General features: G+C 71.6%; 25 protein-coding genes, 1 tRNA gene and 2 riboswitches. Of the genes, 20 read left to right on the forward strand and 6 right to left on the reverse strand.

Annotation, left to right across the window (positions count from 1 at the left end):
- The first annotated feature begins 48 nt into the window (after window positions 1-48).
- The 8 genes from ABZ714_RS06835 (at window position 49) to ABZ714_RS06870 (ending at window position 7,145) form a co-directional block, all read left to right on the forward strand.
- Complete coding sequence (locus ABZ714_RS06835) at window positions 49-1,491, forward strand: amino acid permease (protein ID WP_358824075.1); 1,443 nt, start codon at window positions 49-51, stop codon at window positions 1,489-1,491.
- A 229-nt stretch (window positions 1,492-1,720) separates the two neighbouring features.
- Window positions 1,721-2,143, forward strand: a complete 423-nt coding sequence (locus tag ABZ714_RS06840; protein ID WP_358824076.1) for a M67 family metallopeptidase — start codon at window positions 1,721-1,723, stop codon at window positions 2,141-2,143.
- A gap of 5 nt (window positions 2,144-2,148) precedes the next feature.
- Window positions 2,149-2,297, forward strand: a riboswitch (cobalamin riboswitch).
- A 50-nt stretch (window positions 2,298-2,347) separates the two neighbouring features.
- Window positions 2,348-3,367 carry an ABC transporter substrate-binding protein gene (locus tag ABZ714_RS06845; RefSeq protein WP_358824151.1) on the forward strand — a complete coding sequence of 340 codons (1,020 nt, stop codon included), beginning with the start codon at window positions 2,348-2,350 and terminating at the stop codon, window positions 3,365-3,367.
- A complete protein-coding gene (locus ABZ714_RS06850) occupies window positions 3,364-4,611 on the forward strand; it encodes an iron ABC transporter permease (protein ID WP_358824077.1) in 1,248 nt (415 codons plus the stop codon). Before ABZ714_RS06845 ends, ABZ714_RS06850 begins: the two co-directional genes overlap by 4 nt.
- Window positions 4,612-4,694: 83 nt before the next feature.
- On the forward strand, window positions 4,695-5,465 hold the full coding sequence (locus ABZ714_RS06855) for an ABC transporter ATP-binding protein (RefSeq protein ID WP_358824152.1): 771 nt from the start codon (window positions 4,695-4,697) through the stop codon (window positions 5,463-5,465).
- Window positions 5,466-5,653: 188 nt separating this feature from the next.
- Complete coding sequence (locus ABZ714_RS06860) at window positions 5,654-5,758, forward strand: putative leader peptide (protein ID WP_358824078.1); 105 nt, start codon at window positions 5,654-5,656, stop codon at window positions 5,756-5,758.
- 142 nt (window positions 5,759-5,900) lie between these two features.
- Complete coding sequence (locus ABZ714_RS06865) at window positions 5,901-6,188, forward strand: MoaD/ThiS family protein (RefSeq protein ID WP_358824079.1); 288 nt, start codon at window positions 5,901-5,903, stop codon at window positions 6,186-6,188.
- 6 nt (window positions 6,189-6,194) lie between these two features.
- Window positions 6,195-7,145 (forward strand): cysteine synthase, encoded by a 951-nt coding sequence (locus ABZ714_RS06870; protein ID WP_358824080.1) that lies wholly within the window; start codon window positions 6,195-6,197, stop codon window positions 7,143-7,145.
- Window positions 7,146-7,317: 172 nt separating this feature from the next.
- Here the strand turns inward: ABZ714_RS06870 and ABZ714_RS06875 are convergent, their stop codons facing one another.
- A complete protein-coding gene (locus ABZ714_RS06875; RefSeq protein WP_358824081.1) occupies window positions 7,318-7,797 on the reverse strand; it encodes a type II toxin-antitoxin system PemK/MazF family toxin in 480 nt (159 codons plus the stop codon).
- A 335-nt stretch (window positions 7,798-8,132) separates the two neighbouring features.
- Here ABZ714_RS06875 and ABZ714_RS06880 point away from each other — a divergent pair, with 335 nt between their 5' ends.
- Complete coding sequence (locus tag ABZ714_RS06880; RefSeq protein WP_358824082.1) at window positions 8,133-8,885, forward strand: MBL fold metallo-hydrolase; 753 nt, start codon at window positions 8,133-8,135, stop codon at window positions 8,883-8,885.
- A gap of 117 nt (window positions 8,886-9,002) precedes the next feature.
- Here the strand turns inward: ABZ714_RS06880 and ABZ714_RS06885 are convergent, their stop codons facing one another.
- Both ABZ714_RS06885 and ABZ714_RS06890 read right to left on the reverse strand, forming a co-directional pair.
- The gene (locus ABZ714_RS06885; RefSeq protein ID WP_358824083.1) at window positions 9,003-10,274 is read right to left on the reverse strand and encodes a PTS transporter subunit EIIC; all 1,272 of its coding nucleotides are present in this window, start codon (window positions 10,272-10,274) and stop codon (window positions 9,003-9,005) included.
- Between the two features lie 375 nt (window positions 10,275-10,649).
- Window positions 10,650-11,945 (reverse strand): PTS transporter subunit EIIC, encoded by a 1,296-nt coding sequence (locus tag ABZ714_RS06890; RefSeq protein ID WP_358824084.1) that lies wholly within the window; start codon window positions 11,943-11,945, stop codon window positions 10,650-10,652.
- Between the two features lie 149 nt (window positions 11,946-12,094).
- Here ABZ714_RS06890 and ABZ714_RS06895 point away from each other — a divergent pair, with 149 nt between their 5' ends.
- From ABZ714_RS06895 to rdgB, 4 genes are all read left to right on the forward strand, one after another.
- Window positions 12,095-12,406 carry a PTS glucose/sucrose transporter subunit IIB gene (locus ABZ714_RS06895; protein WP_358824085.1) on the forward strand — a complete coding sequence of 104 codons (312 nt, stop codon included), beginning with the start codon at window positions 12,095-12,097 and terminating at the stop codon, window positions 12,404-12,406.
- 266 nt (window positions 12,407-12,672) lie between these two features.
- A complete protein-coding gene (gene rph, locus ABZ714_RS06900) occupies window positions 12,673-13,413 on the forward strand; it encodes a ribonuclease PH (protein WP_358824086.1) in 741 nt (246 codons plus the stop codon).
- A gap of 657 nt (window positions 13,414-14,070) precedes the next feature.
- Window positions 14,071-14,454 (forward strand): hypothetical protein, encoded by a 384-nt coding sequence (locus ABZ714_RS06905; RefSeq protein WP_358824087.1) that lies wholly within the window; start codon window positions 14,071-14,073, stop codon window positions 14,452-14,454.
- Window positions 14,455-14,881: 427 nt separating this feature from the next.
- Window positions 14,882-15,484, forward strand: coding sequence for an RdgB/HAM1 family non-canonical purine NTP pyrophosphatase (gene rdgB / locus ABZ714_RS06910; RefSeq protein WP_358824088.1), 603 nt, complete (start codon window positions 14,882-14,884; stop codon window positions 15,482-15,484).
- A 63-nt stretch (window positions 15,485-15,547) separates the two neighbouring features.
- Here the strand turns inward: rdgB and ABZ714_RS06915 are convergent.
- Window positions 15,548-15,622 (reverse strand) — tRNA-Leu (locus tag ABZ714_RS06915).
- 95 nt (window positions 15,623-15,717) lie between these two features.
- Complete coding sequence (bcp, locus tag ABZ714_RS06920) at window positions 15,718-16,185, reverse strand: thioredoxin-dependent thiol peroxidase (RefSeq protein ID WP_358824089.1); 468 nt, start codon at window positions 16,183-16,185, stop codon at window positions 15,718-15,720.
- A 159-nt stretch (window positions 16,186-16,344) separates the two neighbouring features.
- Between bcp and ABZ714_RS06925 the strand changes: the two genes are divergently transcribed.
- From ABZ714_RS06925 to ABZ714_RS06940, 4 genes are all read left to right on the forward strand, one after another.
- Window positions 16,345-16,665 carry a DUF3618 domain-containing protein gene (locus ABZ714_RS06925; protein WP_358824090.1) on the forward strand — a complete coding sequence of 107 codons (321 nt, stop codon included), beginning with the start codon at window positions 16,345-16,347 and terminating at the stop codon, window positions 16,663-16,665.
- A gap of 129 nt (window positions 16,666-16,794) precedes the next feature.
- Window positions 16,795-17,097, forward strand: coding sequence for a co-chaperone GroES (locus ABZ714_RS06930; RefSeq protein WP_358824153.1), 303 nt, complete (start codon window positions 16,795-16,797; stop codon window positions 17,095-17,097).
- Between the two features lie 74 nt (window positions 17,098-17,171).
- Window positions 17,172-17,903, forward strand: a complete 732-nt coding sequence (locus tag ABZ714_RS06935; RefSeq protein WP_358824154.1) for a DJ-1/PfpI family protein — start codon at window positions 17,172-17,174, stop codon at window positions 17,901-17,903.
- A gap of 103 nt (window positions 17,904-18,006) precedes the next feature.
- A riboswitch (guanidine-III (ykkC-III) riboswitch) is annotated at window positions 18,007-18,083 on the forward strand.
- A gap of 36 nt (window positions 18,084-18,119) precedes the next feature.
- Entirely contained in the window at window positions 18,120-18,440 is a 321-nt protein-coding gene (locus ABZ714_RS06940) for a multidrug efflux SMR transporter (RefSeq protein WP_358824091.1), read from the forward strand.
- 120 nt (window positions 18,441-18,560) lie between these two features.
- Here ABZ714_RS06940 and ABZ714_RS06945 read toward each other — a convergent pair whose 3' ends face one another.
- Entirely contained in the window at window positions 18,561-20,966 is a 2,406-nt protein-coding gene (locus ABZ714_RS06945; protein WP_358824092.1) for a transglycosylase domain-containing protein, read from the reverse strand.
- Between the two features lie 247 nt (window positions 20,967-21,213).
- Here ABZ714_RS06945 and ABZ714_RS06950 point away from each other — a divergent pair, with 247 nt between their 5' ends.
- The 3 genes from ABZ714_RS06950 (at window position 21,214) to ABZ714_RS06960 (ending at window position 23,946) form a co-directional block, all read left to right on the forward strand.
- Window positions 21,214-22,014: an ABC-2 family transporter protein gene (locus ABZ714_RS06950; protein WP_358824093.1), complete on the forward strand. Its 801-nt coding sequence runs from the start codon at window positions 21,214-21,216 to the stop codon at window positions 22,012-22,014.
- A 121-nt stretch (window positions 22,015-22,135) separates the two neighbouring features.
- A complete protein-coding gene (locus ABZ714_RS06955) occupies window positions 22,136-22,936 on the forward strand; it encodes an ABC transporter permease (RefSeq protein WP_358824155.1) in 801 nt (266 codons plus the stop codon).
- 2 nt (window positions 22,937-22,938) lie between these two features.
- Window positions 22,939-23,946 carry an ATP-binding cassette domain-containing protein gene (locus ABZ714_RS06960; RefSeq protein WP_358824094.1) on the forward strand — a complete coding sequence of 336 codons (1,008 nt, stop codon included), beginning with the start codon at window positions 22,939-22,941 and terminating at the stop codon, window positions 23,944-23,946.
- The last annotated feature ends 12 nt before the right edge of the window (window positions 23,947-23,958 follow it).

Here is a 23,958-nt window from a genome sequence, read left to right on the forward strand (position 1 = left end):
GAAAGGCGGGGCACGCGGATCGGCATGGAGAGAAGGGCGCAGCAGCTTATGACCTCGGTGCAGGTCGACGACAGCAAGGACGGGCCGGGCGGACCGGCCGGAGCCCCGGCGGCCACCGCCGAGGACCAGGGCTACCACCGGGCACTCGGGGCCCGGCAGATCCAGATGATCGCCATCGGCGGAGCCATCGGGACCGGTCTCTTCCTCGGGGCGGGCAAGGGCATCTCCAAGGCCGGGCCGAGCCTCATCCTCGCCTACGCCATCGCGGGCGTGGTCATCTTCTTCATCATGCGGGCCCTCGGCGAACTGCTGATGTACCGCCCGGTATCGGGTTCGTTCTCGGAGTACGCGCGCGAGTTCGTGGGCCCCTTCGCGGGCTTCGCCACCGGCTGGACGTACTGGCTGTTCTGGGTCGTCACCGGGATGACCGAGGTCACCGCGGCGGCCGAGTACATGACGTACTGGTTCGACATCCCGCAGTGGGTCTCGGCGCTCGGCTTCACGATCGTGCTCTATCTCGCCAATCTGATCTCGGTGAAGATCTTCGGCGAGCTGGAGTTCTGGTTCTCGATGATCAAGGTGACCGCCATCATCGGCATGATCCTGATCTGCGCCGGGATCATCACCCTCGGCTTCAGCGACGCCGGTGACACCGCCTCCTTCTCCCTGCTCTGGAGCGACGGCGGCTTCTTCCCCAAGGGCCTCGGCGGCACGCTGATGACCCTCCAGATCGTGATGTTCGCCTTCCTCGCGGTCGAGCTGGTCGGCGTCACCGCCGGAGAGTCGAAGGACCCGGAGAAGAACCTCCCCAAGGCCATCAACACCGTGCCGTGGCGGATCGCCGTCTTCTACGTCGGCGCCCTGATCATGATCCTCTCGGTGGTCTCCTGGACCAACTTCAAGCCGGGCGTCTCGCCGTTCGTGGCCGCGTTCGACCAGATGGGCCTCCAGATCGGTGCGGGCATCGTCAACTTCGTGGTGCTCACCGCGGCCCTGTCGTCCTGCAACTCCGGGATGTACTCCACCGGCCGGATGCTCCGCGACCTGGCGCTCAACAGCCAGGGGCCCAAGGTCTTCACCCGGCTGACCAAGCACGGCACCCCGCTGATCGGCACCACCTTCTCCGCCGGGCTGATGCTGATCGGCGTCTGGATCAACTACCAGTGGCCCGGCGACGCCTTCCACAAGATCGTCTCCTTCGCCACCATCTCCGGTATGTGGGCCTGGATCATGATCCTGGTCAGCCATATCCGCTACCGGGCCAAGGTCGCCCGCGGCGAGGTCGCCGAGTCCTCCTTCAAGGCCCCCGGCGCCCCGTGGACCAGCTGGTTCGCCCTGGCCTTCATCGGGCTGGTGATCGTGCTGATGGGGATCGACAAGGACGCCCGGATCTCGTTGTACGTGGCCCCGGTCTGGGCCCTGGTCCTGCTGGTCTCGTATCTCGTCCTGCGGTCCAAGAACCCGGAGGGCGCGGCCTTCGCCAAGCGCTGACCGCGAGCGCCGGTCATCCGAGCCGACCGCGCCGCTCCACCGGCCGCCCGACCGCACCGGTCACCGGCCGCCCGGCCCTCCGAGGGCAGGGCCCCCGAACGGCAGCGGGCGGGGAACTGCCTGCCTCCCCGCCCGGCTGTCCGAATCGCGAGACGGGCCGGTCCGTACCCCGGCACGGTACGGACCGGCCCTTCCGCCGTCCGGACGACCCCCGCTTATCCTGATCCGCATGCTGACCCTGACCCAGGACCTCTACGACCGGATCGTCGCGCATGCCAGGGCCGACCACCCCGACGAGGCGTGCGGCGTGGTCGCGGGCCCCGAGGGCAGCGACCGGCCGGAACGATTCATCCCGATGCTCAACGCGGCCCGCTCGCCCACGTTCTACGAGTTCGACTCCGGTGATCTGCTGAAGCTCTACCGCGAGATGGACGACAACGACGAGGAGCCGGTGATCGTCTACCACTCGCACACCGCGACCGAGGCGTACCCCTCCCGGACCGACATCACCTACGCCAACGAGCCCGGCGCGCACTACGTCCTGGTCTCCACGGCGGACACCGACGCGGCCGGACCGTTCCAGTTCCGGTCCTTCCGGATCGTCGACGGAGAGATCACGGAAGAAGAGGTCCGGGTCGTCGGGGCATACTGACCCGGCAGCTTCAATTCCATACGGGGCGGTGGGACCCAGGAAGCCGGTGCGAATCCGGCGCGGTCCCGCCACTGTTTACCGGTCGTTGACACGTGCCCTCGGGTGCCTGGCCACGGCTGTCAGCCAGGAACTGACCCATCGCCCTCTTCCACCACCCAGGGGACGCGGAAATCCCCGGAGGAGGCCGCCAGCATGTCCCGAAACATGTCCCGACCCGCGTCGGGGCGCCGTCCCGCCCGTCGCCGTACCCTCATAGCCGGTACGGCCGCCGCACTGCTCCCGATCGTCCTGACCGCCTGCGGCGGTTCGGACTCCGGTTCCGGTTCCGGCTCGGACAAGCCGGGGGCCGCGGCCGCCGGATTCCCCTACACCGTCGACAACTGCGGTGTGAAGACCACCTACAAGGCGCCCCCGAAGCGGGCCGTCACCATGAACCAGCACGTCACCGAGATCATGCTGGAGCTGGGCCTGGAGAAGTCCCTGGTCGGTACCGCCTATCTGGACGACCAGGTACTGCCCCGCTACGCGGCGGCGTACAAGTCGGTGCCGGTACTGGCGAAGGAGTACCCCTCCAAGGAGAAGCTCCTCGCCGCCGACCCGGACTTCGTCTACGGCGGCTACGCCAGCGCCTTCGAGGCCAAGGACGGCCGGACCCGCGACGAGCTGAAGAAGTCCGGTATCGACTCCCGGCTCAACCTGGAGTACTGCACCGAGAAGCGGACCAGCCTCGACGACGTCTACCGGGAGATCGAGGAGATCGGCCGGACCTTCGGCGTCCGCGACCGGGCCGAGAAGTGGATCGCCGCCTCCCGGGCGACGGTCGCGAAGACCGAGGCGGGACTGAAGAAGAGCAGTTCCGAGCCGGTGCCCGTGTTCGTCTACGACAGCGGCGACAAGACCGCGTTCACCGTCGGCGGCAAGGGCATCGGCAATGAGCTGATCGCCCGCGCGGGCGGCCGGAACGTCTTCGCCGACATCCCCAAGAGCTTCGGCGACGCGACCTGGGAGCAGGTCGTGGCCCGTAAGCCCGAGGTGATCGTGATCTACGACTACGGCGCCACCAGCCTCGAACAGAAGAAGCGGCGGCTGCTGGAGGACCCGGCGCTGAAGGACGTCCCGGCGATCAGGAACAAGAAGTTCGCCGTACTGCCGCTCTCGGACGCGGTCGTGGGCGTCCGCGCCCCGGACGCGATCGCCAAGCTGGCCCCCCAGCTCACCCGATGACGACCCCGACGGACGGCCGGCGGGCGGTGCCGGGCCCCGGGCCCGGCACCGGTCCCGGGCCCGGCGGGGCCGTTGCGAAGGACGCCGGGAGGCCCGGGGGTACCGAGGAGGCCGGTGACGAGCCGGGGCGCCGGATGGCGTTCCGTACGGGCGCCGCGGCGGTCGCCGGAGCCCCCGCCGGGACCGCCGCCGCACGGACCGCGCCGGGCACCCCCGGCACGCCCTCCCGGCTGCGGTTCGGGGCCGTCACGGCCGGGCTGCTGGCGGCCCTGGCCGCCGCCGTCCTCGCGGCCCTCGGCCTCGGTTCCGTACGCATCCCGACCGGTGAGGTCGTCGCGGCGCTGCTGCCGGGCGCCGAGCCCGGCCCGTTCCGCACGATCGTGCTGGACGTCCGGCTGCCGCGGGTGCTGCTCGGCATCGTCGTCGGCGCCGGGCTCGGCGTCGTCGGCGCGGTCCTCCAGGCCCTGGTCCGCAACCGGCTCGCCGACCCCTTCCTGCTCGGGATCTCCTCCGGGGCGTCCACCGGGGCGGTCGTCGTCCTGGTCCTCGGCATCGGCGCGACCACCGCCGTCGCCCTGCCCGCCGGTGCCTTCCTCGGTGCCTTCGCGGCCCTCGTCCTGGTCTACGGACTGGCCCGGCACGGCGGCTCGATGACCGGGACCCGGCTGGTCCTCGCCGGGGTCACCATCAGCTATGTCTTTACGGCGCTGACCACCCTCGTCCTGGTCGCCTCGTCCCGCCCCGAGCACTTCCGCGAGGCGCTGTACTGGTCGCTCGGCGGGCTCGGCAGCGCCCGCTGGGACACGGTCTGGCTGCCCGCCGCCGTGGTCGGCCTGCTGCTGCCGCTGCTGCTGGCCCTGGCCCGCCCGCTGGACCTGCTGCTGGTGGGGGAGGAGGGCGCGACCGTACTCGGCCTGGACGTCGCCCGGTTCCGGGCCGCCGTCTTCGTCCTGGTCTCCCTGGTCACCTCGGTCCTCGTCGCGGCCAGCGGCGCGGTCGGCTTCATCGGTCTGATGGTCCCGCACGCGGCCCGGCTGCTGGTCGGCGCCGCGCACCGGGCCCTGCTGCCGGTGGCCGCGCTGATCGGCGCGGTCGCGCTGGTCGTCGCCGACCTCGGGGCCCGTACCGTAGCCGCGCCGCAGGACATCCCGGTCGGGGTGCTGACGGCGCTGATCGGCGGCCCGCTGTTCCTGTGGCTGATGCGCCGCCGCCCGGTCGACGGCGCGGAAGGAGGCCGGACGTGAACCCGCCCGAGGTCCTGACGGCGACCACGACCGAGAGCCCGGCCACGATCGAGAAGGGGGCGGAGCCGCGCGCCGCCGCCGAACTGCGGGTCCGCGGTCTCTCGTACACCACCCCCGAGGGCCGAACCCTCCTCGACGGCGCCGACCTCGACCTCCGCCCCGGCGAGACCACCGGCCTCGTCGGCCCCAACGGCAGCGGCAAGACGACCCTGCTGCGCTGTGTCTACGGCACCCTGCGCCCCGGCGCCGGAACCATCACCGTCGAGGGCGCCGACCTGCTCGCCATGGGCCCCAAGGACCGGGCCCGGCGGGTCGCGACCGTACCCCAGGAGAACCGGCCCGAGTTCGAACTCACCGTCCGCGAGATCGTGCTGATGGGCCGGGTCCCGCACAAGCGCTTCTGGGAGCCCGACAGCGCCGCCGACGGCCGGGCGGCGGACGAGGCCATGGACCGGCTCGGCATCACCGAACTGGCCGGGCGGTCCTTCCCGTCCCTCTCCGGCGGCGAGCGGCAGCGCGCCCTGGTCGCCCGCGCCCTGCTCCAGGACCCGGCGCTGCTCGTCCTCGACGAGCCGACGAACCATCTCGACATCCGGTACCAGCTGGAGATCCTGGGCCTGGTCCGGGAGTTGGGCACCACCAACCTGCTCGCCCTGCACGATCTCAATCTGGCCGCGTACTACTGTGACCGGATCCATGTCCTGCACGACGGCCGGATCGTCGCCGCCGGGCCGCCCGCCGAGGTCCTCACGGCCGAACTGCTGGCCGAGGTGTACAAGGTCACGGCCGAGGTGACGGTCCACCCGAGGACGGGTGCGCCGACCATCACCTACCTCCCGCCGGGGCTTCCGTAGCACCCGCGCGACGGTCGCCGGACATCTGTCCGGCGGCCGTCCGCAGCGCTTCCGCAGGGCCGTTCACGGTGCCTCCGAGAGGCCGTCCGATGGCCGGAGGAAGCCGTTCGTCCGACAGGTGAGCACTCTCCGTCCGGCATACGAGATGCTATTCCGAACCCTGGACCGGGAATCGTTACGATGACCGCATGGTTCTCCACGACATGAGCGACAAGACGCGGAGCGGTGCCGTACTGCTCGTCGCGCGGCTCCATGTCGACCTGTGCCGTCTCGCCAGCGCGATGTGTACCTGAGCGTGTCCTGATCCGTGCCCTGAGCCCGTTCCGCGTTCCGAGCACCGCCGGACGATCCCGTCCGGATCACCCGATCCACCGCCCTCGGCGCGGGGGCCGAGCCGCGCCCCCGCCTCTTCGACTGTCGACTGGAGTCCACCCCATGGCCATCGAGGTCCGCATCCCGACCATCCTCCGTACGTACACCGGCGGCGAGAAGGCCGTCCAGGCCGACGGCGCGACGGTCGCCGAGCTCTTCGCCGACCTGGAGACCCGGCACACGGGCATCGAGGCCCGGCTCGTGGACAAGGAGAACGGCGACCAGCTGCGCCGCTTCGTCAACGTCTACCTCAACGACGAGGACGTCCGGTTCATCGACGGCATCGCCACCAAGGTCTCCGACGGCGACAGCGTCACCATCCTCCCGGCGGTCGCCGGCGGAATGCGCTGACCCACGATGCGTTACGACTCCCCGCTCGCGGCCGTCGGCAATACGCCGCTGGTCCGGCTGGCCCGGCTGTCCCCCTCCGACGACGTCCGGATCTGGGCGAAACTGGAGGACCGCAACCCCACCGGCTCGATCAAGGACCGCCCGGCGCTCCACATGATCGAGCAGGCGGAGAAGGACGGCCGGCTCACCCCCGGCTGCACGATCCTGGAACCCACCTCGGGCAATACCGGCATCTCCCTGGCGATGGCGGCCCGCCTCAAGGGCTACCGCATCGTCTGCGTCATGCCGGAGAACACCAGCCAGGAGCGTCGTGAACTGCTCGCGATGTGGGGAGCCGAGATCATCTCGTCACCGGCGGCCGGCGGTTCCAACACCGCCGTCCGCGTGGCGAAGGAGCTGGCGGAGCGGCACCCGGACTGGGTGATGCTCTACCAGTACGGCAATGCCGCCAACCCGGCCGCGCACTACGCCACCACCGGCCCGGAGATCCTGGCCGACCTGCCGTCCGTCACCCACTTCGTGGCGGGCCTGGGCACCACCGGCACCCTGATGGGCGTCGGCCGCTATCTGCGCGAACACGTCCCGGGCGTCTCGATCGTGGCCGCCGAGCCCCGCTACGACGACCTGGTCTACGGGCTGCGCAACCTGGACGAGGGCTTCGTCCCCGAGTTGTACGACGCCTCCGTCCTCACCACCCGCTTCTCCGTCGGCTCGGCCGACGCGGTCCGCCGCACCCGCGACCTGCTCCAGCAGGAGGGCATCTTCGCGGGCATCTCCACGGGCGCGGCGCTGCACGCCGCGATCGGCGTCGGTACGAAGGCCGTCAAGGCGGGCCGGAGCGCCGACATCGTCTTCGTGGTCGCCGACGGCGGCTGGAAGTACCTCTCCACCGGCGTCTACACGGCCCCGACGACGGAGGCGGCGATCGAGACGCTCCAGGGCCAGCTCTGGGCCTGACGCCCGGGACCGCCCGCCGTCCGCCCGCCCGGTGTCCGGTGTCCGACATCCGGAAATCGCCGGGGGCACCGGTGTCGCGGGGGTTCGGCACCGGAGGGTGTCCGAGGTAGGCGGCGACGGGCGGCGTGGTTCGCGGTGGAACGGCGGCGGACCGTCCGCCGGCTCCCCGGGTTCATCCGGTGAGGTGCCGGACCCGGTCCCACAGCTCCGGCGGGAGCGTGCCCGCCTTCCGCCGGAAGGCGGAGACGCGGACGTCGCGGAGTTCGTCCGTCTCCAGATAGCTGGCGCGGCCCCGGGCGTCGCCGACCGTGCCCGGAGGCAGGGGGATCACCCCGGGCCGGGGATCGGGGCGGCTGGTGATCTTGGCGACGCGGGCCGTGGCGGAGCCGACCCGGAGGACCAGGCAGGGGCGGTCCTTCGAACCCGGGCCGTCCTCGTAGGGCACATCGGCCCACCAGATGTCGCCCGGGCGGAGGCGGCGGCCCCGCAGCACCGGAGCCCGGCCCGGCGGGCGGCGCTCCGGCGGACGCCGGGAGCCCGGGCGGCCCGGCGCGCCCTTGCGGCCGGTCCGGCCCCTGGCATCGGCCACCGCCACGATCAGGGCGAGCAGAATCACCCCACCGGCCAGATACGGCCACCACGACTCGTTCACAGCACCGACCGTACCGACGCCGCCGGGACCCCGCACCCGGCGGGGCAGCCCGGGCGGCCCGGGGCGTGCGCCCTGGTACCCGGCGCGGCCCCGCCGTACGCGCCCCGCACCGCTACGAAACGCGCCCCGTGCCCCGTACGCGCGCCCTTGTGCCGTCCGAATCGGTGACAGCCCAGGTGAGTTCCCCCACAACGCCCGGCGCAGGAGGAGCGGCCACCTCTTTTGCGCTTTACGCTCGACGGACCGCACGACCCGGACCTCACCCCCGCGCCTTCGGGCACGGGGGCGCCCGGCCAGCACCCGTCACCCTCCCCGTCAACGGAGGTCCCAGCTCCATGAAGCTCACCGTCGTCGGCTGCTCGGGGTCGTTCCCGTCCGCGGAATCGGCCTGTTCGAGCTACCTCGTCGAGGCCGACGGCTTCCGGCTGCTGCTCGACATGGGCAACGGCGCCCTCGGCGAGCTCCAGCGCCATATCGGTCTGTACGACCTCGACGCGGTCTTCCTCAGTCATCTCCACGCCGACCACTGCATCGATATGTGCGGGTATTTCGTCGCCCGCTACTACCGGCACGACGGCGGGCGCTGCCCGGCGATCCCGGTCTACGGCCCCGAGGGCACCGAGCAGCGGCTGATCACCGCGTACGCGGACACGCCCACGCCCTCCGCGATGGCCGAGGTCTTCGACTTCCACACCCTGAAGTCCGGCAGCTTCGACATCGGGCCCTTCGCCGTCCGCGTCGAGCGGGTGGCGCATCCCGTCGAGGCGTACGGGATCCGGCTGGAGTACGGCGGCCGGACCCTGGCGTACTCCGGTGACACCGGGGTCTGCGAGCCGCTGTACGAACTGGCGGCGGACGCGGACCTCTTTCTCTGCGAGGCGTCCTTCACCCACGGCAAGGAGGACATCCCGGGCCTCCATCTCAACGGGCGGGAGGCCGGTGAGCTGGCGCAACGGGCCGGGGTGGGACGGCTGCTGCTGACGCACATCCCGCCGTGGACCGACGCCGGGCGGAATCTGGCCGACGCCCGGGAGATGTTCCCCGGTCCGGCCGAGCTGGCGGCGGCCGGGGCCGTGTACGAGGTCTGAGCGGAGCCGCCGGGCCCGCCGGACGAGGTGGTTCTCACGGTCCCGGGCCGGTCCCGGGAAAACGGTACGGCCCCGGGCGAGTGCCCGGGGCCGTACTGTCGATCGGGGGTCGGCGGCTTACTTCGACCCGGCCTCCGCCTTCTCCAGCTCCGCCAGCTCGTCGTCGGACTCGCGGCCCGGCGTCGGCAGGTTGAACTTGGTGATCGCGAACCGGAAGACCACGTAGTAGAGCGCGCCGAAGGCGACTCCGACCAGCGCCAGACCGATGGGGTTGGACGCGATGCCGAAGTTCAGTACGTAGTCGATCGCGCCGGCCGAGAAGCCGAATCCGTCCCGCATGCCGAGTGCCCAGGTCAGGGCCATCGAGACACCGGTGAGGACCGCGTGGACCGCGTAGAGCACCGGGGCGATGAACATGAAGGTGAACTCGATGGGCTCGGTGACACCCGTGACGAACGAGGTCAGCGCGAGGGAGAACATCATGCCGCCGACCACCTTGCGCCGCTCCGGGCGGGCGCAGTGGACGATCGCCAGACAGGCCGCCGGGAGGGCGAACATCATGATCGGGAAGAAGCCGGTCATGAACTGACCCGCCTCGGGGTCGCCCGCCAGGAAGCGCGCGATGTCGCCGCTCTTGCCGTCGTACTCACCGGCCTGGAGCCACGGGAACGAGTTCAGCAGGTGGTGCATGCCGATCGGGATCAGCGACCGGTTGGCGACACCGAAGATGCCCGCGCCCACGGCGCCGGAGCCGACCAGCCACTCACCGAAGTTGTGCAGCACGGTACCGAGGACCGGCCAGATCAGACCGAAGACGATCGCGATGATCAGACCCGCGAAGGCGGAGAGGATCGGCACCAGTCGGCGGCCGCCGAAGAAGCCCGCCCAGTCGGGCAGCTTGGTCCGGTAGAACCGCTGGTAGAGCAGGGCGACCACCAGGCCCATCACCACACCGCCGAGGACCTTGGCGTCCACCGGCGCTTCGGTCATGACGATCTTGCCGTCGACGACCTTGGCGACCTCGGGCAGGTTCTTGTCGGTGAACTGGGCCAGGACGTTCTTGAAGACGAGATAGCCCGTGACGGCCGCGAGGGCGGTCGAGCCGTCGGACTTCTTGGCGAAGCCGATCGCGATGCCGACGGCGAAGAGCAGCGGCATGTTGTCGAGGAGGGCGTTGCCGCCCGCCGACATATAACCGGCGATCTTCTGTATCAGCTCCGGGAACGACTCGCGTCCCAGCATGTCGGGCTGGCCGAAGCGGACCAGGAGCGCGGCTGCGGGCAGCACCGCGACCGGCAGCATCAGGCTGCGGCCGATGCGCTGCATGACAGCCATCGCGCCCGCGCCCTTCTTCTTCTGCGCCGCGGGGGCGTCACTCGCCGTGGACATGTGCATCCTCCAGTGGGCAAGGCGGCGCCCGGCGGCATGGCAGGGGGGACGACGACGCCTTGAGGGGAATCGGGGGTACGACAGAAAACCCGTCCCAGTGGGACCGACCAGGAGCGTGCCTCTGGTCTACACCACTGAGTGGTTTAGACCTGTTGTAGCACGGGTGTGCGGGTCGGGGATAGATAAGGAACCTTCAAATATTGTGGCGTGGAACATAGGTAACAATTCGGGCAGCCTTGGGGGTTGGGCCCGAGGTCGGGAGGGGTCCGGCCGCATTCGGACCCGAGGGCGGCCCGAACCCGGAAAAGCCCCGGCCCCCGCCGGAGGGGCGGGGGCCGGGGCCGGGCGAACGGGGTGCGCGCCGTTCGCCGCGGGCTATTTGATGTTGTCCTTCTCCTGCTGCTCGCCCACGTCCCCCGGTTCCCGCCCCGGGGTCGGCAGCTTGAAGAACGTGATGGCGAACCGGAAGATCACGTAGTACACCACCGCGAAACAGAGCCCGATCGGGATGATCAGCCACGGTTTGGTCGCCAGACTCCAGTTGATCACATAGTCGATCAGCCCGGCCGAGAAGCTGAAGCCGTCATGGACGCCGAGCGCCCAGGTCACCGCCATCGAGACACCCGTCAGTACGGCGTGGATCGCGTACAGCACCGGCGCCACGAAGAGGAACGAGTACTCGATCGGCTCGGTGATCCCGGTGACCAGCGATGTCAGTGCCACCGAGAGCATCAGCCCGCCGACCTCCTTGCGGCGGTGCGGGAACGCGGTATGGGTGATCGCCAGCGCCGCCGCGGGCAGCGCGAACATCATGATCGGGAAGAAGCCGCTGGTGAACTGGCCCGCGTTCGGGTCGCCCGCCAGGAACATCGAGATATCGCCGTGCACCGTCGTACCGTCGGGCTTGGTGTAGCTCCCGAGCTGGAACCAGATCGGCACATTGAGGAACTGGTGCAGCCCGATCACCAGCAGCGCCCGGTTGGCGACGCCGAAGATGCCCGAACCCCAGGCCCCGAGCCCCACCAGCCAGTCGCTGAAGTGCTCAAGACCGGTACCGATCGGCGGCCAGATCCAGAGGCAGAGCGCCGCGAACGCGATCGCCACGAAGGCCATGATGATCGGCACCAGCCGCCGGCCGTTGAAGAAGCCCAGCCAGTCCACCAGCTTGGTGCGGTGGAACCGCTGCCAGAAGTACGCGGCCAGCAGGCCCATCACGATGCCGCCGAAGACCCCCGGATTCTGGTACAGGAAGAGGCTGAACGTGCCGTCCGTATGGGCGCAGCCGCCGCCCGCCGCCTTCGACCCGGGCGCGCAGTCGATCGGGAACTGGCGCAGTACGCCCCGGTAGACCAGGAAGCCCGCGACGGCGGCGAGCGCCGTGGAGCCGTCCGCCTTCTTCGCCATCCCGATGGCGACACCCACACAGAACAGCAGCGGCAGCCCCAGCTCGGGATCGAGCAGCGCCCCGCCCGCCCCCGCCATCACCTTGGCGACGTCGTTCCAGCCCAGCCCCTCGGCGCCGAAGACATCGGGCTGGCCGAGCCGGTTGATGATGCCCGCGGCGGGCAGGACGGCGATGGGCAGCTGGAGGCTGCGTCCCATCTTCTGGAGACCCTGGAAGAATCCGCTCCAGGGGGACCGTCTCCGGGCCGCCACACTCTCGGACGCCATCGGCACTCCTCCCGGCTCGAACGGGCCTGGTTTGGCAGGTCGGGCAGACTGGTGTAGACCAGTTGCCGTACGGCCGCGCGGACCGTGATCGTCATCATTGGTTACGAAGCGGCACATCGCCCGTGAAGTTGGGCCAACCGTGCGTTACCGTGACCGAGCGGCCGATCGCGGGCCGTCGCAGCGCCGAGCGACTCGTCGAGGTCGCCGGGGAACACCAGGGAGAAGACATGGCCACGAAGGCTGAGAAGATCGTCGCCGCGCTCGGCGGAGTCGACAACATCGAAGAGGTCGAGGGCTGCATCACCCGTCTCCGGACCGAGGTCGTCGACCCGGACAAGGTCGACGAGGCCGGCCTGAAGGCCGCCGGTGCCCATGGTGTCGTCAAGATGGGTACCGCGATCCAGGTCGTCATCGGCACGGACGCGGACCCGATCGCCGCGGAGATCGAAGACATGATGTGACCTGCGCGGTCACCACGCCCGGGCCCACTCCGCCGTGCCGGAGCGGGCCCGTACGCATGCCCGTACACAGGTACCCGGGCCCGTACGCCGGTGACGCCCGGGGCGGGTCAGGGGCCGAACGCCGGTAGTGCCCGGGGCCGTACGCCGTACGCCCGGATCGCCCCGCGCCGTACGCCCGGAGCGCGCCGGACCGTACGCCGGGCGGCGCCCGGGACCGGAGCCGTACGCCGGACGGAGCAGTCCCCGGCTCCCGATAGGCTCGGGTCATGTCTCGCATCGACGGCCGCACCGCCGAACAGCTCCGTCCCGTCACCATCGAACGCGGGTGGAGCAAGCACGCCGAGGGCTCCGTCCTCGTCTCCTTCGGCGACACCAAGGTCCTCTGCACCGCCTCCTTCACCGAAGGCGTACCCCGCTGGCGCAAGGGCAGCGGCGAAGGGTGGGTGACCGCCGAGTACTCGATGCTGCCGCGCGCCACCAACACCCGCGGCGACCGGGAGTCCGTCCGCGGCCGGATCGGCGGCCGAACCCATGAGATCAGCCGGCTGATCGGCCGCTCCCTGCGCGCCGTCGTCGACACCAAGGCCCTCGGCGAGAACACCATCGTCCTCGACTGCGACGTCCTCCAGGCCGACGGCGGAACCCGTACCGCCGCGATCACCGGTGCCTACGTCGCCCTCGCCGACGCCGTCACCTGGGCCCGGGGTCGCAAGCTGATCCGGGCCGGACGGCAGCCGCTGACCGGCACCGTCGGCGCCGTCTCCGTCGGCATCGTCGACGGCGTCCCCCTGCTCGACCTCCGGTACGAGGAGGACGTCCGCGCCGACACCGACATGAACGTCGTCTGCACCGGCGACGGCCGCTTCGTCGAGGTCCAGGGCACCGCCGAGGCCGAGCCCTTCGACCGCAAGGAACTCAACGCCCTCCTCGACCTGGCCGCCGGGGGCTGCGCCGACCTGGCCGCCCTCCAGCGCGCCGCACTCGACGAGACCGGCGCCGACGCCTAGGGCGTGTCTTGTGGATCTTGCTGGGGCTCGCGTGCCCTGGCGCCGCTCCCCCTGGGCCCGGCGGCCCGGGAGGTACCCCCACGCCGCGTTGTCGTCAGTCGCCCATGGCCCCCTGCGCCTGGCGGCGCGGGTGGGGGCACCTCCCGGGCGGAGCCCAGGGGGCGTACCCCCACCGCAGTGGCTCATTCCTCCGCCCTGCGATCCACGGCGCCAGACCCCGCTCGCTGATCCAGCCTGATCCGTCAGGCACGCCCCAGGGCGTGTCCGGAAAGTCCCGCCTGGCCCGCGACGCCCGGTACGCGCACTCTCCCCCTGTGCCCTACGGGCACGGGAGGTGCCCCCGGCGTTGCCGGGGTTTCCCGAGTACGTCCCGTACGGGGGAAGCCGCCCCCTGGCTTCGCCGGGGGGACTCCCACTGCCGTCGCGAATTCGCACGCACCGGACGCCGCGGGCCCCGCCCTCCGGGCGGACAGCGCTATTTGTCAGACACGCCCCAGACCCGTACGGGCGGTTTCGGCCGTCCGGCCGTCCGGGCCGGACGGCGAGCAACCCCCACCGCCCGGCCCGGCGTCTTCGGGGGCACGGGCGTACCGCCACCGGTCGTACGCCTTCCGACACCGGGGAGGGGCCCCGGTGCGCCCGGGGGAGGAAACCGCCATGACCGCGCGCCGCCGAATCGCCGTCACGCTCGCCGCAGCCGCGCTGACCGTGCCCGTCGTCACCGGGTGCGACGCCGTCGACACCGCCCTCGACTGCCTCGACACCGCCGAGACCATCACCCGCAGCCTCGACAACCTCCAGAGCGCCGTCTCCAACGCCGCCGACAACCCGACCGAGGCGCGGCAGTCCCTTGAGGACATCGAGAAGGAACTCAAGACCCTCGACGACAAGACGGACAACGCCGACCTGGAGAAGGCCGTCAAGGACCTCGACAAGGGCATCGACAACATTCGCCAGGCGATCGAGAACAACGAGAACACGGTGGACATCGGCCCGCTGAAGGACGCGAGCAAGGAAATCCGCAAGGTCTGCACGCCGTAGCCCCTCCGGGGGCCTCCACTCTCGGGCAGCGCCCAGCCGCTGATTCCCGCTCGCGGTCCGCGGCCCGCCTGTGGCCGTTCGCGCAGGTCCCCGCGCCCCTGGGTTGCCCTCCTGAACGCCCTTATCCCAAGGCGGGCCCTCCATGGCCGGGACCCTTCTCAGGGGCGGGGTCGGGGAGAGCCGAGGCGCTGGGGGCCCCATGCCGAAGGCATAGGGGCGGAACTGCGCGACCAGCCACGGGCGGTCCGCAGGCCGCCGGCAACGCGCGGTCGCCGGGTGGGACCCGGGTAGTGGGGCCGTGCCCGGGAGGGCCGAGGCGCTGGGGCCTCATTGCCGAAGGCATAGGGGCGGCACTATCCCTGCCCGGAGGGCGCCTCCTTCCCGAGGGGGGAGGGGGCGCGGCCCCGCGGGGGACGATAATCGGGGGATGAGCCGTATCGTTCTCGCCACCCGCAACGCCGGGAAGATCGTCGAGCTGAGGGCCATCCTCGCCGATGCCGACCTCCCGCACACCCTCGTCGGTACCGACGCCTATCCGGAGGTTCCGGACGTCAAGGAGACCGGGGTGACCTTCGCCGAGAACGCCCTGCTCAAGGCGCACGCCCTGGCGAAGGCGACCGGGCTGCCCGCCGTCGCCGACGACTCCGGGCTCTGTGTCGACGTCCTCGGCGGCGCGCCCGGGATCTTCTCGGCCCGCTGGGCCGGGACCCACGGCGACGATCTCGCCAATCTGAATCTGCTGCTGGCCCAGCTCTCCGACATCGCCCCGGAGCACCGCGGCGCGCACTTCTTCTGCGCCGCCGCCCTCGCCCTGCCCGACGGTACGGAGCGGGTCGTCGAGGGGCGGCTCACCGGCACCCTGCGCCATGTCCCCGCGGGCACCAACGGCTTCGGCTACGACCCGATCCTCCAGCCCGACGGCATGGACCGGACCTGTGCCGAGCTGACGTCCGAGGAGAAGAACGCCATCAGCCACCGGGGCAAGGCGTTCCGGGCCCTGGTGCCCGTCGTCCGCGAGCTGGCCGGCTGAGCCGGCCGTACGCCGAGGGCGCGGCACCCTTCGAAAAGGAAGCCGCGCCCTCGCGTTCGACCATGAGCCCGGTGGGACTCGAACCCACGACACACCGGACCTAAACCGGCGCCCTCTAGCCAGCTGGGGTACGGGCCCCCGTCGCCGCTCACTCTACTGGCTGCGGGGTCCCGCCCCCGCCGGATATCGGCCCGTGATCGATCCCCCCGGGCGCTCCCGGCAGGGGCTCCGGGTCAGATCCCCAGATCCTTGATGATCTTGGCGACATGGCCGGTGGCCCGGACGTTGTAGAGGGCCCGCTCGACCTTGCCCTCCTCGTCCACGACGACCGTGGACCGGATGACGCCGGTCACGACCTTCCCGTACAGCTTCTTCTCGCCGAACGCGCCGTACGCCCGCAGGACCTCCTTCTCCGGGTCGCCGACCAGGGTCACCTTCAGGTGCTCCTGCTCCCGGAAGCGGGCCAGCTTCTCCGGCTTGTCCGGCGATACGCCGATCACGTCGTAACCGGCCCCGGCCAGGACGTCGAGATTGTCGGTGAAGTCGCACGCCTGCTTGGTGCAGCCGGGCGTCAGGGCGGCCGGGTAGAAGTAGACGATGACCTTGCGGCCCCGGTGGTCCGCGAGGGACACCTGCTTGCCGTCCGCGTCGGGCAGGGTGAAGTCGGGGGCAAGGTCACCGGGCTTGAGACGGTCGCTCATGCTCTTCGGGCTCTCCTCGGAAGGTGTGCGTGGTGTACGCGGTCGAGCGTAATGGGGGTGCCGTGGGGTGCGACGGCGGCAGAGCTGACAGACTGTCGAGGAGGTACCGGATCCGTACGGGAACCGGACGAACCAGGAATCAACCACGGAGGCGGCGCGGTGTCGGACGCGAGGACCCCAGCGCAGATCGAGGCGGACATCGTCCAGCGGCGCGACCGGCTGGCCGAGACGCTGGACGAGATCGGGGTACGGGTACACCCCAAGACCATCGTCGGTGACGCCAAGGCCAAGGTCGCGTCGCAGGTGGACCAGGTCAGAGGCCGGGCGCTGGACGCGGTGCAGCGCACCGTGGACGACATCCGGGCCCGGTTCGTCACCGAGGACGGCGCCGCCCGGCTCGACCGGGTCGTCCCGGTCGCCCTGGTGGTGGTCGGGGTGGTCGGACTGCTCGCCGTCTCGTCCCGCAGGAGCCGGGGCTGACCCGGGGGTGAACCCCTGCCTCCCGGGGCCCCGGCGGCCACCCTCCGCCGGGAGTACGGGTAGGTTGCACGCGTGAGCGCCAACACCACCCGGGACCCGGGCACCCAGCACGACAAGCTCCCCATCCGGATGCTGCACGACCGGGTGCTGGTGCGGACCGACATCCCGGAGGGCGAGCGGCGTTCCACCGGTGGGATCGTGATCCCCGCGACGGCGGCGGTGGGCCGCCGGCTCTCCTGGGCCGAGGTGGTCGCCGTCGGTCAGAGCGTGCGGACCGTGGAGATCGGTGACCGGGTGCTCTACGACCCCGAGGACCGGGCCGAGGTCGAGGTCAGGGGTGTGGCGTACGTCCTGATGCGGGAGCGCGACCTGCATGCCGTCGCCGCCGACCGCTTCCAGGGCTCCGAGGACAGCACCGGCCTCTACCTGTAGGGAACTCCCCGCCCGCCGGGTCCGACTCCTGAGGAGACCGACACCGCGCCGGACAGGAGATCCGTATGCCGCCCATGAACCGCCGGGACGCCCTCCGTACCTCGACCGCCCTGGGCGCCGCCGGAGCGCTCGGCGCCACCGTCGGTACGGCCCCGGCCGCCGCTTCGGGCCGGTCCGGGACCGGCCCTCTGCGCGTCCAGGTCGTCATGTTCGACGGTGTGGAGGAGTTGGACTTCGCCGCGCCGTACGAGGTCTTCGCCGCCGCCGGGTACTTCACCGACCGCCCCGTCGAGGTCCGCTACACGGCCGTGGCCGGCTCCGGCTCCGTCACCGGCGCGTACGGCACCCGGATCCGGGGCGTCGGCCCCTGGGAACCCGACGAGGCCGACATCCTCGTGGTCCCCGGCGGCGGCTACCGGCGGCCCGACAGGCCCGGGGTGGCGACCGAGACAGCCCGGGGCACCCTGCCCCGGGCGCTGGCCCGCGCGGCCCGCCCCGGGCTCACGATCGCCGCCCTCTGTACCGGGGTGATCCTCTGCGCCGCCGCCGGACTCACCCGGGGCCGCCCCTGCACCACCCACCGGGGCGCCCGGGCGGACCTGGAGCGGCAGGGCGGAATCCTCAAGGACGCCCGGGTGGTGGACGACGGCGATCTGGTCACGGCGGGCGGTGTCACCTCCGGACTGGAACTCGCGCTCTGGCTGACCCGCCGGGAGCTCGGCGCCGACACGGCCACCAAGCTGGAGTCCATGCTGGAGTACGAGGCCCGGGGCACGGTCTGGACCCCGGGACCGGTCCGCCGATAGCCCGGGTCGGCCCGTGGCGACAGCCCGCCGACATCGCCCCACCGCCTCGGAACAGCGGGCCCGGATGGCCGAAAAGCCCCCGGTGACCAAGGTCACCGGGGGCTCTGCCCCTGCTTTGCTAAGCTGGGGATCATCCCGACGAGACGCGCCGTACCGGGACTTCCGCAAAGACGACGCACCCCGGATACGAAGTTCGAACGTCTCGGAGGTGCCGTCATGGCATGGGTTCTGCTGATCATCGCCGGTGTGCTGGAAGTCGGCTGGTCGATCGGAATGAAGTTCACCGAGGGCTTCACCAAGCTCTGGCCCAGCGTCTTCACCGGCGCGGGCATCGTCGCCAGCATGATCCTGCTGGCCCAGGCCACGAAAACCCTGCCGATCGGCACCGCCTACGGCGTCTGGGTCGGTATCGGCGCGGCCGGTGCCGCGATCGTCGGCATGGTCGCCCTCAACGAGCCGGTGACGGCGGCCCGGATCTTCTTCGTCTCCCTGCTGCTGGTCGCGGTCGTCGGCCTGAAGGCCACCTCCGGCCACTGAGCCGCCCCCCCCCCGAGGCCGCCGAGGCGTCGTGCCCTCCCCCGGGGCCCGCCGCCTCGGCCCCTTTCCCGCCTCTGCCCTCCCGGCCCGGCTCGGCACCGGCTCCCCGGTTCTGGCGTGTCAGTACGGGCGGCGGGCCCGCGTACTCGGTTCGGGCCCGGGACCTGCGTCCCCGCTGCCGGGATCGTCGTCCCGGAACACCCCGTCCGCCGGAACGTCCGGCAGGACCACCGGACCTCCGCCCACCCCCGGCGGTACGTCCCCGATCACCGGCGGCGCCGACGGCAGGATCTCCACCGGCAGGGACGGCACCGTCACCGGCGGCGGCAGGGTGATCCCCGGCGGCAGGGGCACCACCTCGTCCGGGGGACCGGTGCTCGGCGGCGGCCCCGTCGGCCCGCCCGGCGACTCCGTCCCCGGCGACGCGGGCCCCTCGTCGTACGTCCCCTCCTCCACGACCAGTTCGAAATCGGTGATCTCGGTCTCCGCCAGCGCGTCCCCGGTGAACTGGCCCCAGACCCGCGCGGGCGCGCCGCCCCCGTTGACCCGCGGCAGCCCCATCGCCCCGTACAGCGGCTTCTGCACCCCCGTCTCCGGGTCCTGGCCCATCACCGCGACCACCGTCGCCAACTGGGGCGTGTAGCCGGCGAACCAGGCCGCCTTGTCCTCCTCGGCGGTTCCCGTCTTCCCGGCCGCCGGACGGCCCGCGGTCCGGGCCGCCGTACCCGTACCGCCCTCCACCACGCCCTGGAGCACCGCCGTCGTCGTATCGGCCGCCTCCCGGCTCACCACCCGCCGCTCCCGCCGCTCGGGCAGGCCCACCGCCGTACCGTCCTTGCTGACGCTCGCCACGATCGAGTAGCCGCCCCGGCGCCCGTGGTTGGCGAGGGTCGCGTACGCCTCCGCCATGTCCAGCACGCTCGCCGTCGCCGGACCCAGCGCGATCGACGGCGACGCCGACAGATCGGGGGTGCCGGGCGGCAGGCCGAGGGCGATCGCGGTCCGCTTCACCGCCGCCGGGCCCACGTCCACCGCCAACTGCGCGTAGACCGCGTTCACCGACCGGTCCGTGGCCGTCGCGACGGTGATCGGGCCGTACGAGATCCCGTCCTCGTTCTCGGGCGCGTACCGGCCCCCGCTCCAGCCCCGGACCGGGCGCCGGTCGTCGCCGTCGTAGACCGTGCCCGGGGTGATCGGGCGGCCGTCCTGGGTGGTGGCCCGGTGCTCCACGGCGGCCGTCAGCACGAACGGCTTGAACGCGGAGCCCACCTGGTAGTCCCTGCGGGTGGCGTTGTTGACGTACTGCCGGGTGTAGTCGACCCCGCCGTAGAGCGCCACCACCCGCCCCGACGCCGGGTCGATCGCCGCGCCCCCCACCCGGACATTGCGGTCGGCGGCCCGCCGCTCCGGCTCCAGCCGGGCCGTCACCTGCTCGGCCACCGCCTTCACGAAGGCGTCCTGCTTCGACCGCTGGAGCGTCGTGGTGATCCGGTAGCCGCCCGCCGCGAGGGTCTGCTCGTCCACGATCCCCCGGGACGTCAGATACTCCTCCACCGCCTGCACCACATACCCCCGCTGCCCCGAGAGACCGGTCGCCGGGCGGGCGCTCAGCGGGGTGGGGAAGACCGTCACCGCCCGCTCCGCCGGGGAGAGCCAGCCCTGCTTCACCATGCCGTCGAGGGTGTAGTCCCAGCGGGCCAGCGCCGCGCCCCGGTTCTCCGGGTGGGTGGTGACGTCGAACGCGGTCGGCGCGTTCAGCAGCGATGCCAGATAGGCGCCCTGGGCGGTGGTCAGCTTCGAGACGTCCGTCCCGTAGTACGCCTGCGCCGCGGCCTGCGCGCCGTACGCGTTCCGGCCGAAGTAACTGGTGTTCAGATACCCCGCCAGGATCTGGTCCTTGCTCTGCTCCCGGCCCAGCTTGATCGCGATGAAGAACTCCTTCCACTTCCGCGACAGGGTCTGCTCCTGGCCGAGGTAGTAGTTCTTCACGTACTGCTGGGTGATGGTCGAACCGGACTGCTTCCCCTTGCCGGTCAGGGTGTTCCAGGCGGCCCGGACCATCGCCTTGGGGTCGACCGCCCGCTCCGAGTAGAAGTCCCGGTCCTCGGCGGCGAGCACCGCGTGCCGGACCGTCAGCGGGATCTGCGCCAGCGGCACGTTCTCCCGGTTGACCTCGCCGTCGACGGCGAGCCTGCTGCCGTCCTCGTAGAGATAGACGTTCGACTGGGCGACGGCCGTCGCGTTCGCGGACGGGATGTGGACCAGGGCGTACCCGGCGGCGAAGGCAGCCACCAGCAGCGCCCCCACGATCACCAGCCCGGCCAGCGCCACCCGCCAGGTGGGGACCACCCGCCGCCAGCCGGTCCGCCGCCGCCCCGGCCGCCGCCCGCCCGGCCCGGGACCCGGGCCCCGGGCGGAGTCCGTAGCGGGGTCCGGCGGTGGCGGCGGCATCGCCGACGCGCCCCCCGGCCCGGCCGCGGTCGCGTCCCGGGGGTCCCAGCCCTGCTGCGGTGGCTGCTCACTCATAGGCACATACTGCACTTTTCGGTCTGCTGTTCCCCGGACCCGCACGGATGAGAGCCGGGGAAAACGGGTCGCGCCGGACACGGGCCCGTACTAGGCTCCTGCGCTTCGGCCCCCGGGCCGCCCGCGGCGCCCGGCGATCCGGGAGCCCCCGGCACCCGGCGGCAACGGCACGACGCGGCGCCGCGGTTCCCAGCCCGCGAAGGCCGCCACCGGACACAACGAGACGCGACAGGGGAGGGAAACGCGGGTGCGGCTGTACGGAGTCGTGGCGGTCGGCGGATTCCGCCGGTACGCGGCCTATCGGATGGCGACCGTGGCGGGCGTCTTCACCAACACCGTCTTCGGTTTCATCATCGCCTACACCTATATCGCCCTCTGGGACCAGCGGCCCCAGCTCGGCGGCTACGGCATCGAACAGGCCCTCACCTACGTCTGGCTCGGCCAGGCGCTGCTGGCGGCCTGCGCCATGATGGGCGGAGGCTTCGAGAACGAACTGATCGAACGGATCAGAACCGGCGACATCGCCGTCGACCTCTACCGGCCCGCCGACCTCCAGGCGTTCTGGCTCGCCGCCGACCTCGGCCGGGCCTGCTTCCATCTGCTCGGCCGGGGCGTCGTCCCGGTCGCCATCGGCGCCCTCGTCTTCGACCTGGCCCTGCCGTCGTCGCCGCTGACCTGGGCCGCGTTCCTGCTCGCCGTCCTCCTCGGCCTGATCGTCAGCTTCGCCCTCCGCTACCTGATCGCGCTCTCCGCGTTCTGGCTGCTGGACGGTACCGGGGTCACCCAGCTCAGCGCGCTGGCCGGGATGTTCTTCTCCGGGATGCTGCTACCGCTGAACGTCTTCCCCGGGGTCCTCGGTGAGATCGCCCGGGCGCTGCCCTGGTCGTCGTACCTCCAGATCCCCGCCGACGTCCTGCTCGGCGTCAGGACCGGCACCGGACTGATCGAGGCGTACGCCTTCCAGGCCGGGTGGGCGATCGTTCTGCTGACGGCCGGACGGCTGCTCCAGACGGCGGCGACCCGCCGGGTGGTGGTCCAGGGTGGCTGAACACCTTGACGGCACTTCCGGCACTTCCGGCACTCCCGGCACCCCCGGTGTTCCGGCGCTCCCCGCGCCCAGGCCCGCCCCCGGGCCGCCGCCGGAGGATACGTACGACCCCTCGGGCCCGCTGGCCGGGCTGCGCGCGTACGGACTGATCACCGCCATGTGGATCCGCTCCACCCTGGCCTACCGGGCCTCCTTCGCGATGGCCCTGGTCACCAGCTTCGCCTTCAGCGTCTTCGACTTCGTCGCCGTGATGCTGATGTTCTCGCACATCGACACGCTCGGCGGCTACACACTCGGCGAGATCGCCCTCCTCTACGGCATCGCCTCCACCGGCTTCGGCCTCACCGACCTCCTCCTCGGCTCCACCGACCGGCTGGGACGGCGGGTGCGGGACGGCACCCTCGACAGCTTCCTGGTCCGCCCCGTCCCCGTACTCGCCCAGCTCGCCGCCGACCGCTTCGCCCTGCGCCGACTCGGCCGGGTCACCCAGGGCCTGGTCGTCCTCGGCTACGGACTCGCCTCGGTGGACGTGGCCTGGACCCCGCTGAAGGCGCTGCTGCTGCCGGTCGCCGTGCTCAGCGGCGCGGCGATCTTCGGGGCGCTCTTCGTGGCCGGGGCCGCGTTCCAGTTCTGGGCCCAGGACGCCGCCGAGATCCAGAACTCCTTCACCTACGGCGGGATCACCATGGTCCAGTACCCGCCCACGGTCTTCGCCCGGGACCTGGTCCGAGGGGTGACCTTCGTCGTCCCCCTCGCCTTCGTCAGCTGGCTCCCCGGCCTCTACATCATGGGGCGGCCCTACCCGGTCGGCGTACCGCAGTGGTTCGCCTTCGCCCCGCCGCTGGTCGCGGCGGGCTGCTGCGCCCTGGCCGGACTGGCGTGGCGCGCGGGCCTCCGTACCTACCGCAGCACAGGGAGCTGACCATGGCCACGACCGACACCGCGACCCGGGCCGGTGACGCGCCCGGCACCGATACCGTCATCGAACTCACCGACGTCGAGAAGTTCTTCGACGTCCGCCGCAAAACCGGACCGCTGCGCCGGGAGAAACACCGGGTCGAAGCCGTGGACGGGATCTCCTTCCGGGTCCCGCGCGGCGAGATGGTCGGCTATATCGGCCCCAACGGCGCCGGGAAGTCCACCACCATCAAGATGCTCACCGGCATCCTCACCCCCAGCGGCGGCCGGGTCCGGGTCGCCGGCATCGACCCCTCCCGCGAACGGGCCAGGCTGGCCCGCCGGATCGGGGTCGTCTTCGGCCAGCGGACCACCCTCTGGTGGGACCTGCCGCTCCGGGACTCGTACCGTCTGGTCCACCGGATGTACCGGATCCCCGACCGGCGCTACCGCGAGAACCTCGACCGCTGCGTCGAACTGCTCGACCTCGGTGAACTGCTGGACGTACCGGTCCGCCAGCTCTCCCTCGGCCAGCGGATGCGCGGCGACATCGCGGCGGCCCTGCTCCACGACCCCGAGGTGCTCTACCTCGACGAGCCCACCATCGGCCTCGACGTCGTCTCCAAGGCGAAGGTCCGGGAATTCCTCCGCGACCTCAACGCCGAACGCGCCGTCACCGTCCTGCTCACCACCCACGACCTCACCGACATCGAACAACTGTGCAGTCGGGTGATGGTCATCGACCACGGCAGGCTGATGTACGACGGCCCGCTCGGCGGCCTCCACGACATCGGCGGCAGCGAGCGGATCCTCGTCGTCGACCTGGAGCGCGAGCTGCCGCCGCTGGAACTGGATTCCGCCCGTACGGTGCGGGTCGAGGGCCCCCGGCAGTGGCTGGCCTTCCCCGCCGGAACGTCCGCCGCCCCGCTGGTCGCCGAGGTGGCGGCCGCGTACCCGGTGATGGATCTGTCGATCCGCGAACCGGACATCGAGGCCGTCATCGCCAGGATGTACGCGGATCGCCCGGGCACCTGACTTCCGGCTGAC

The organism is Streptomyces sp. NPDC006798 (genome assembly GCF_040635975.1).
GTDB lineage: Bacteria > Actinomycetota > Actinomycetes > Streptomycetales > Streptomycetaceae > Streptomyces.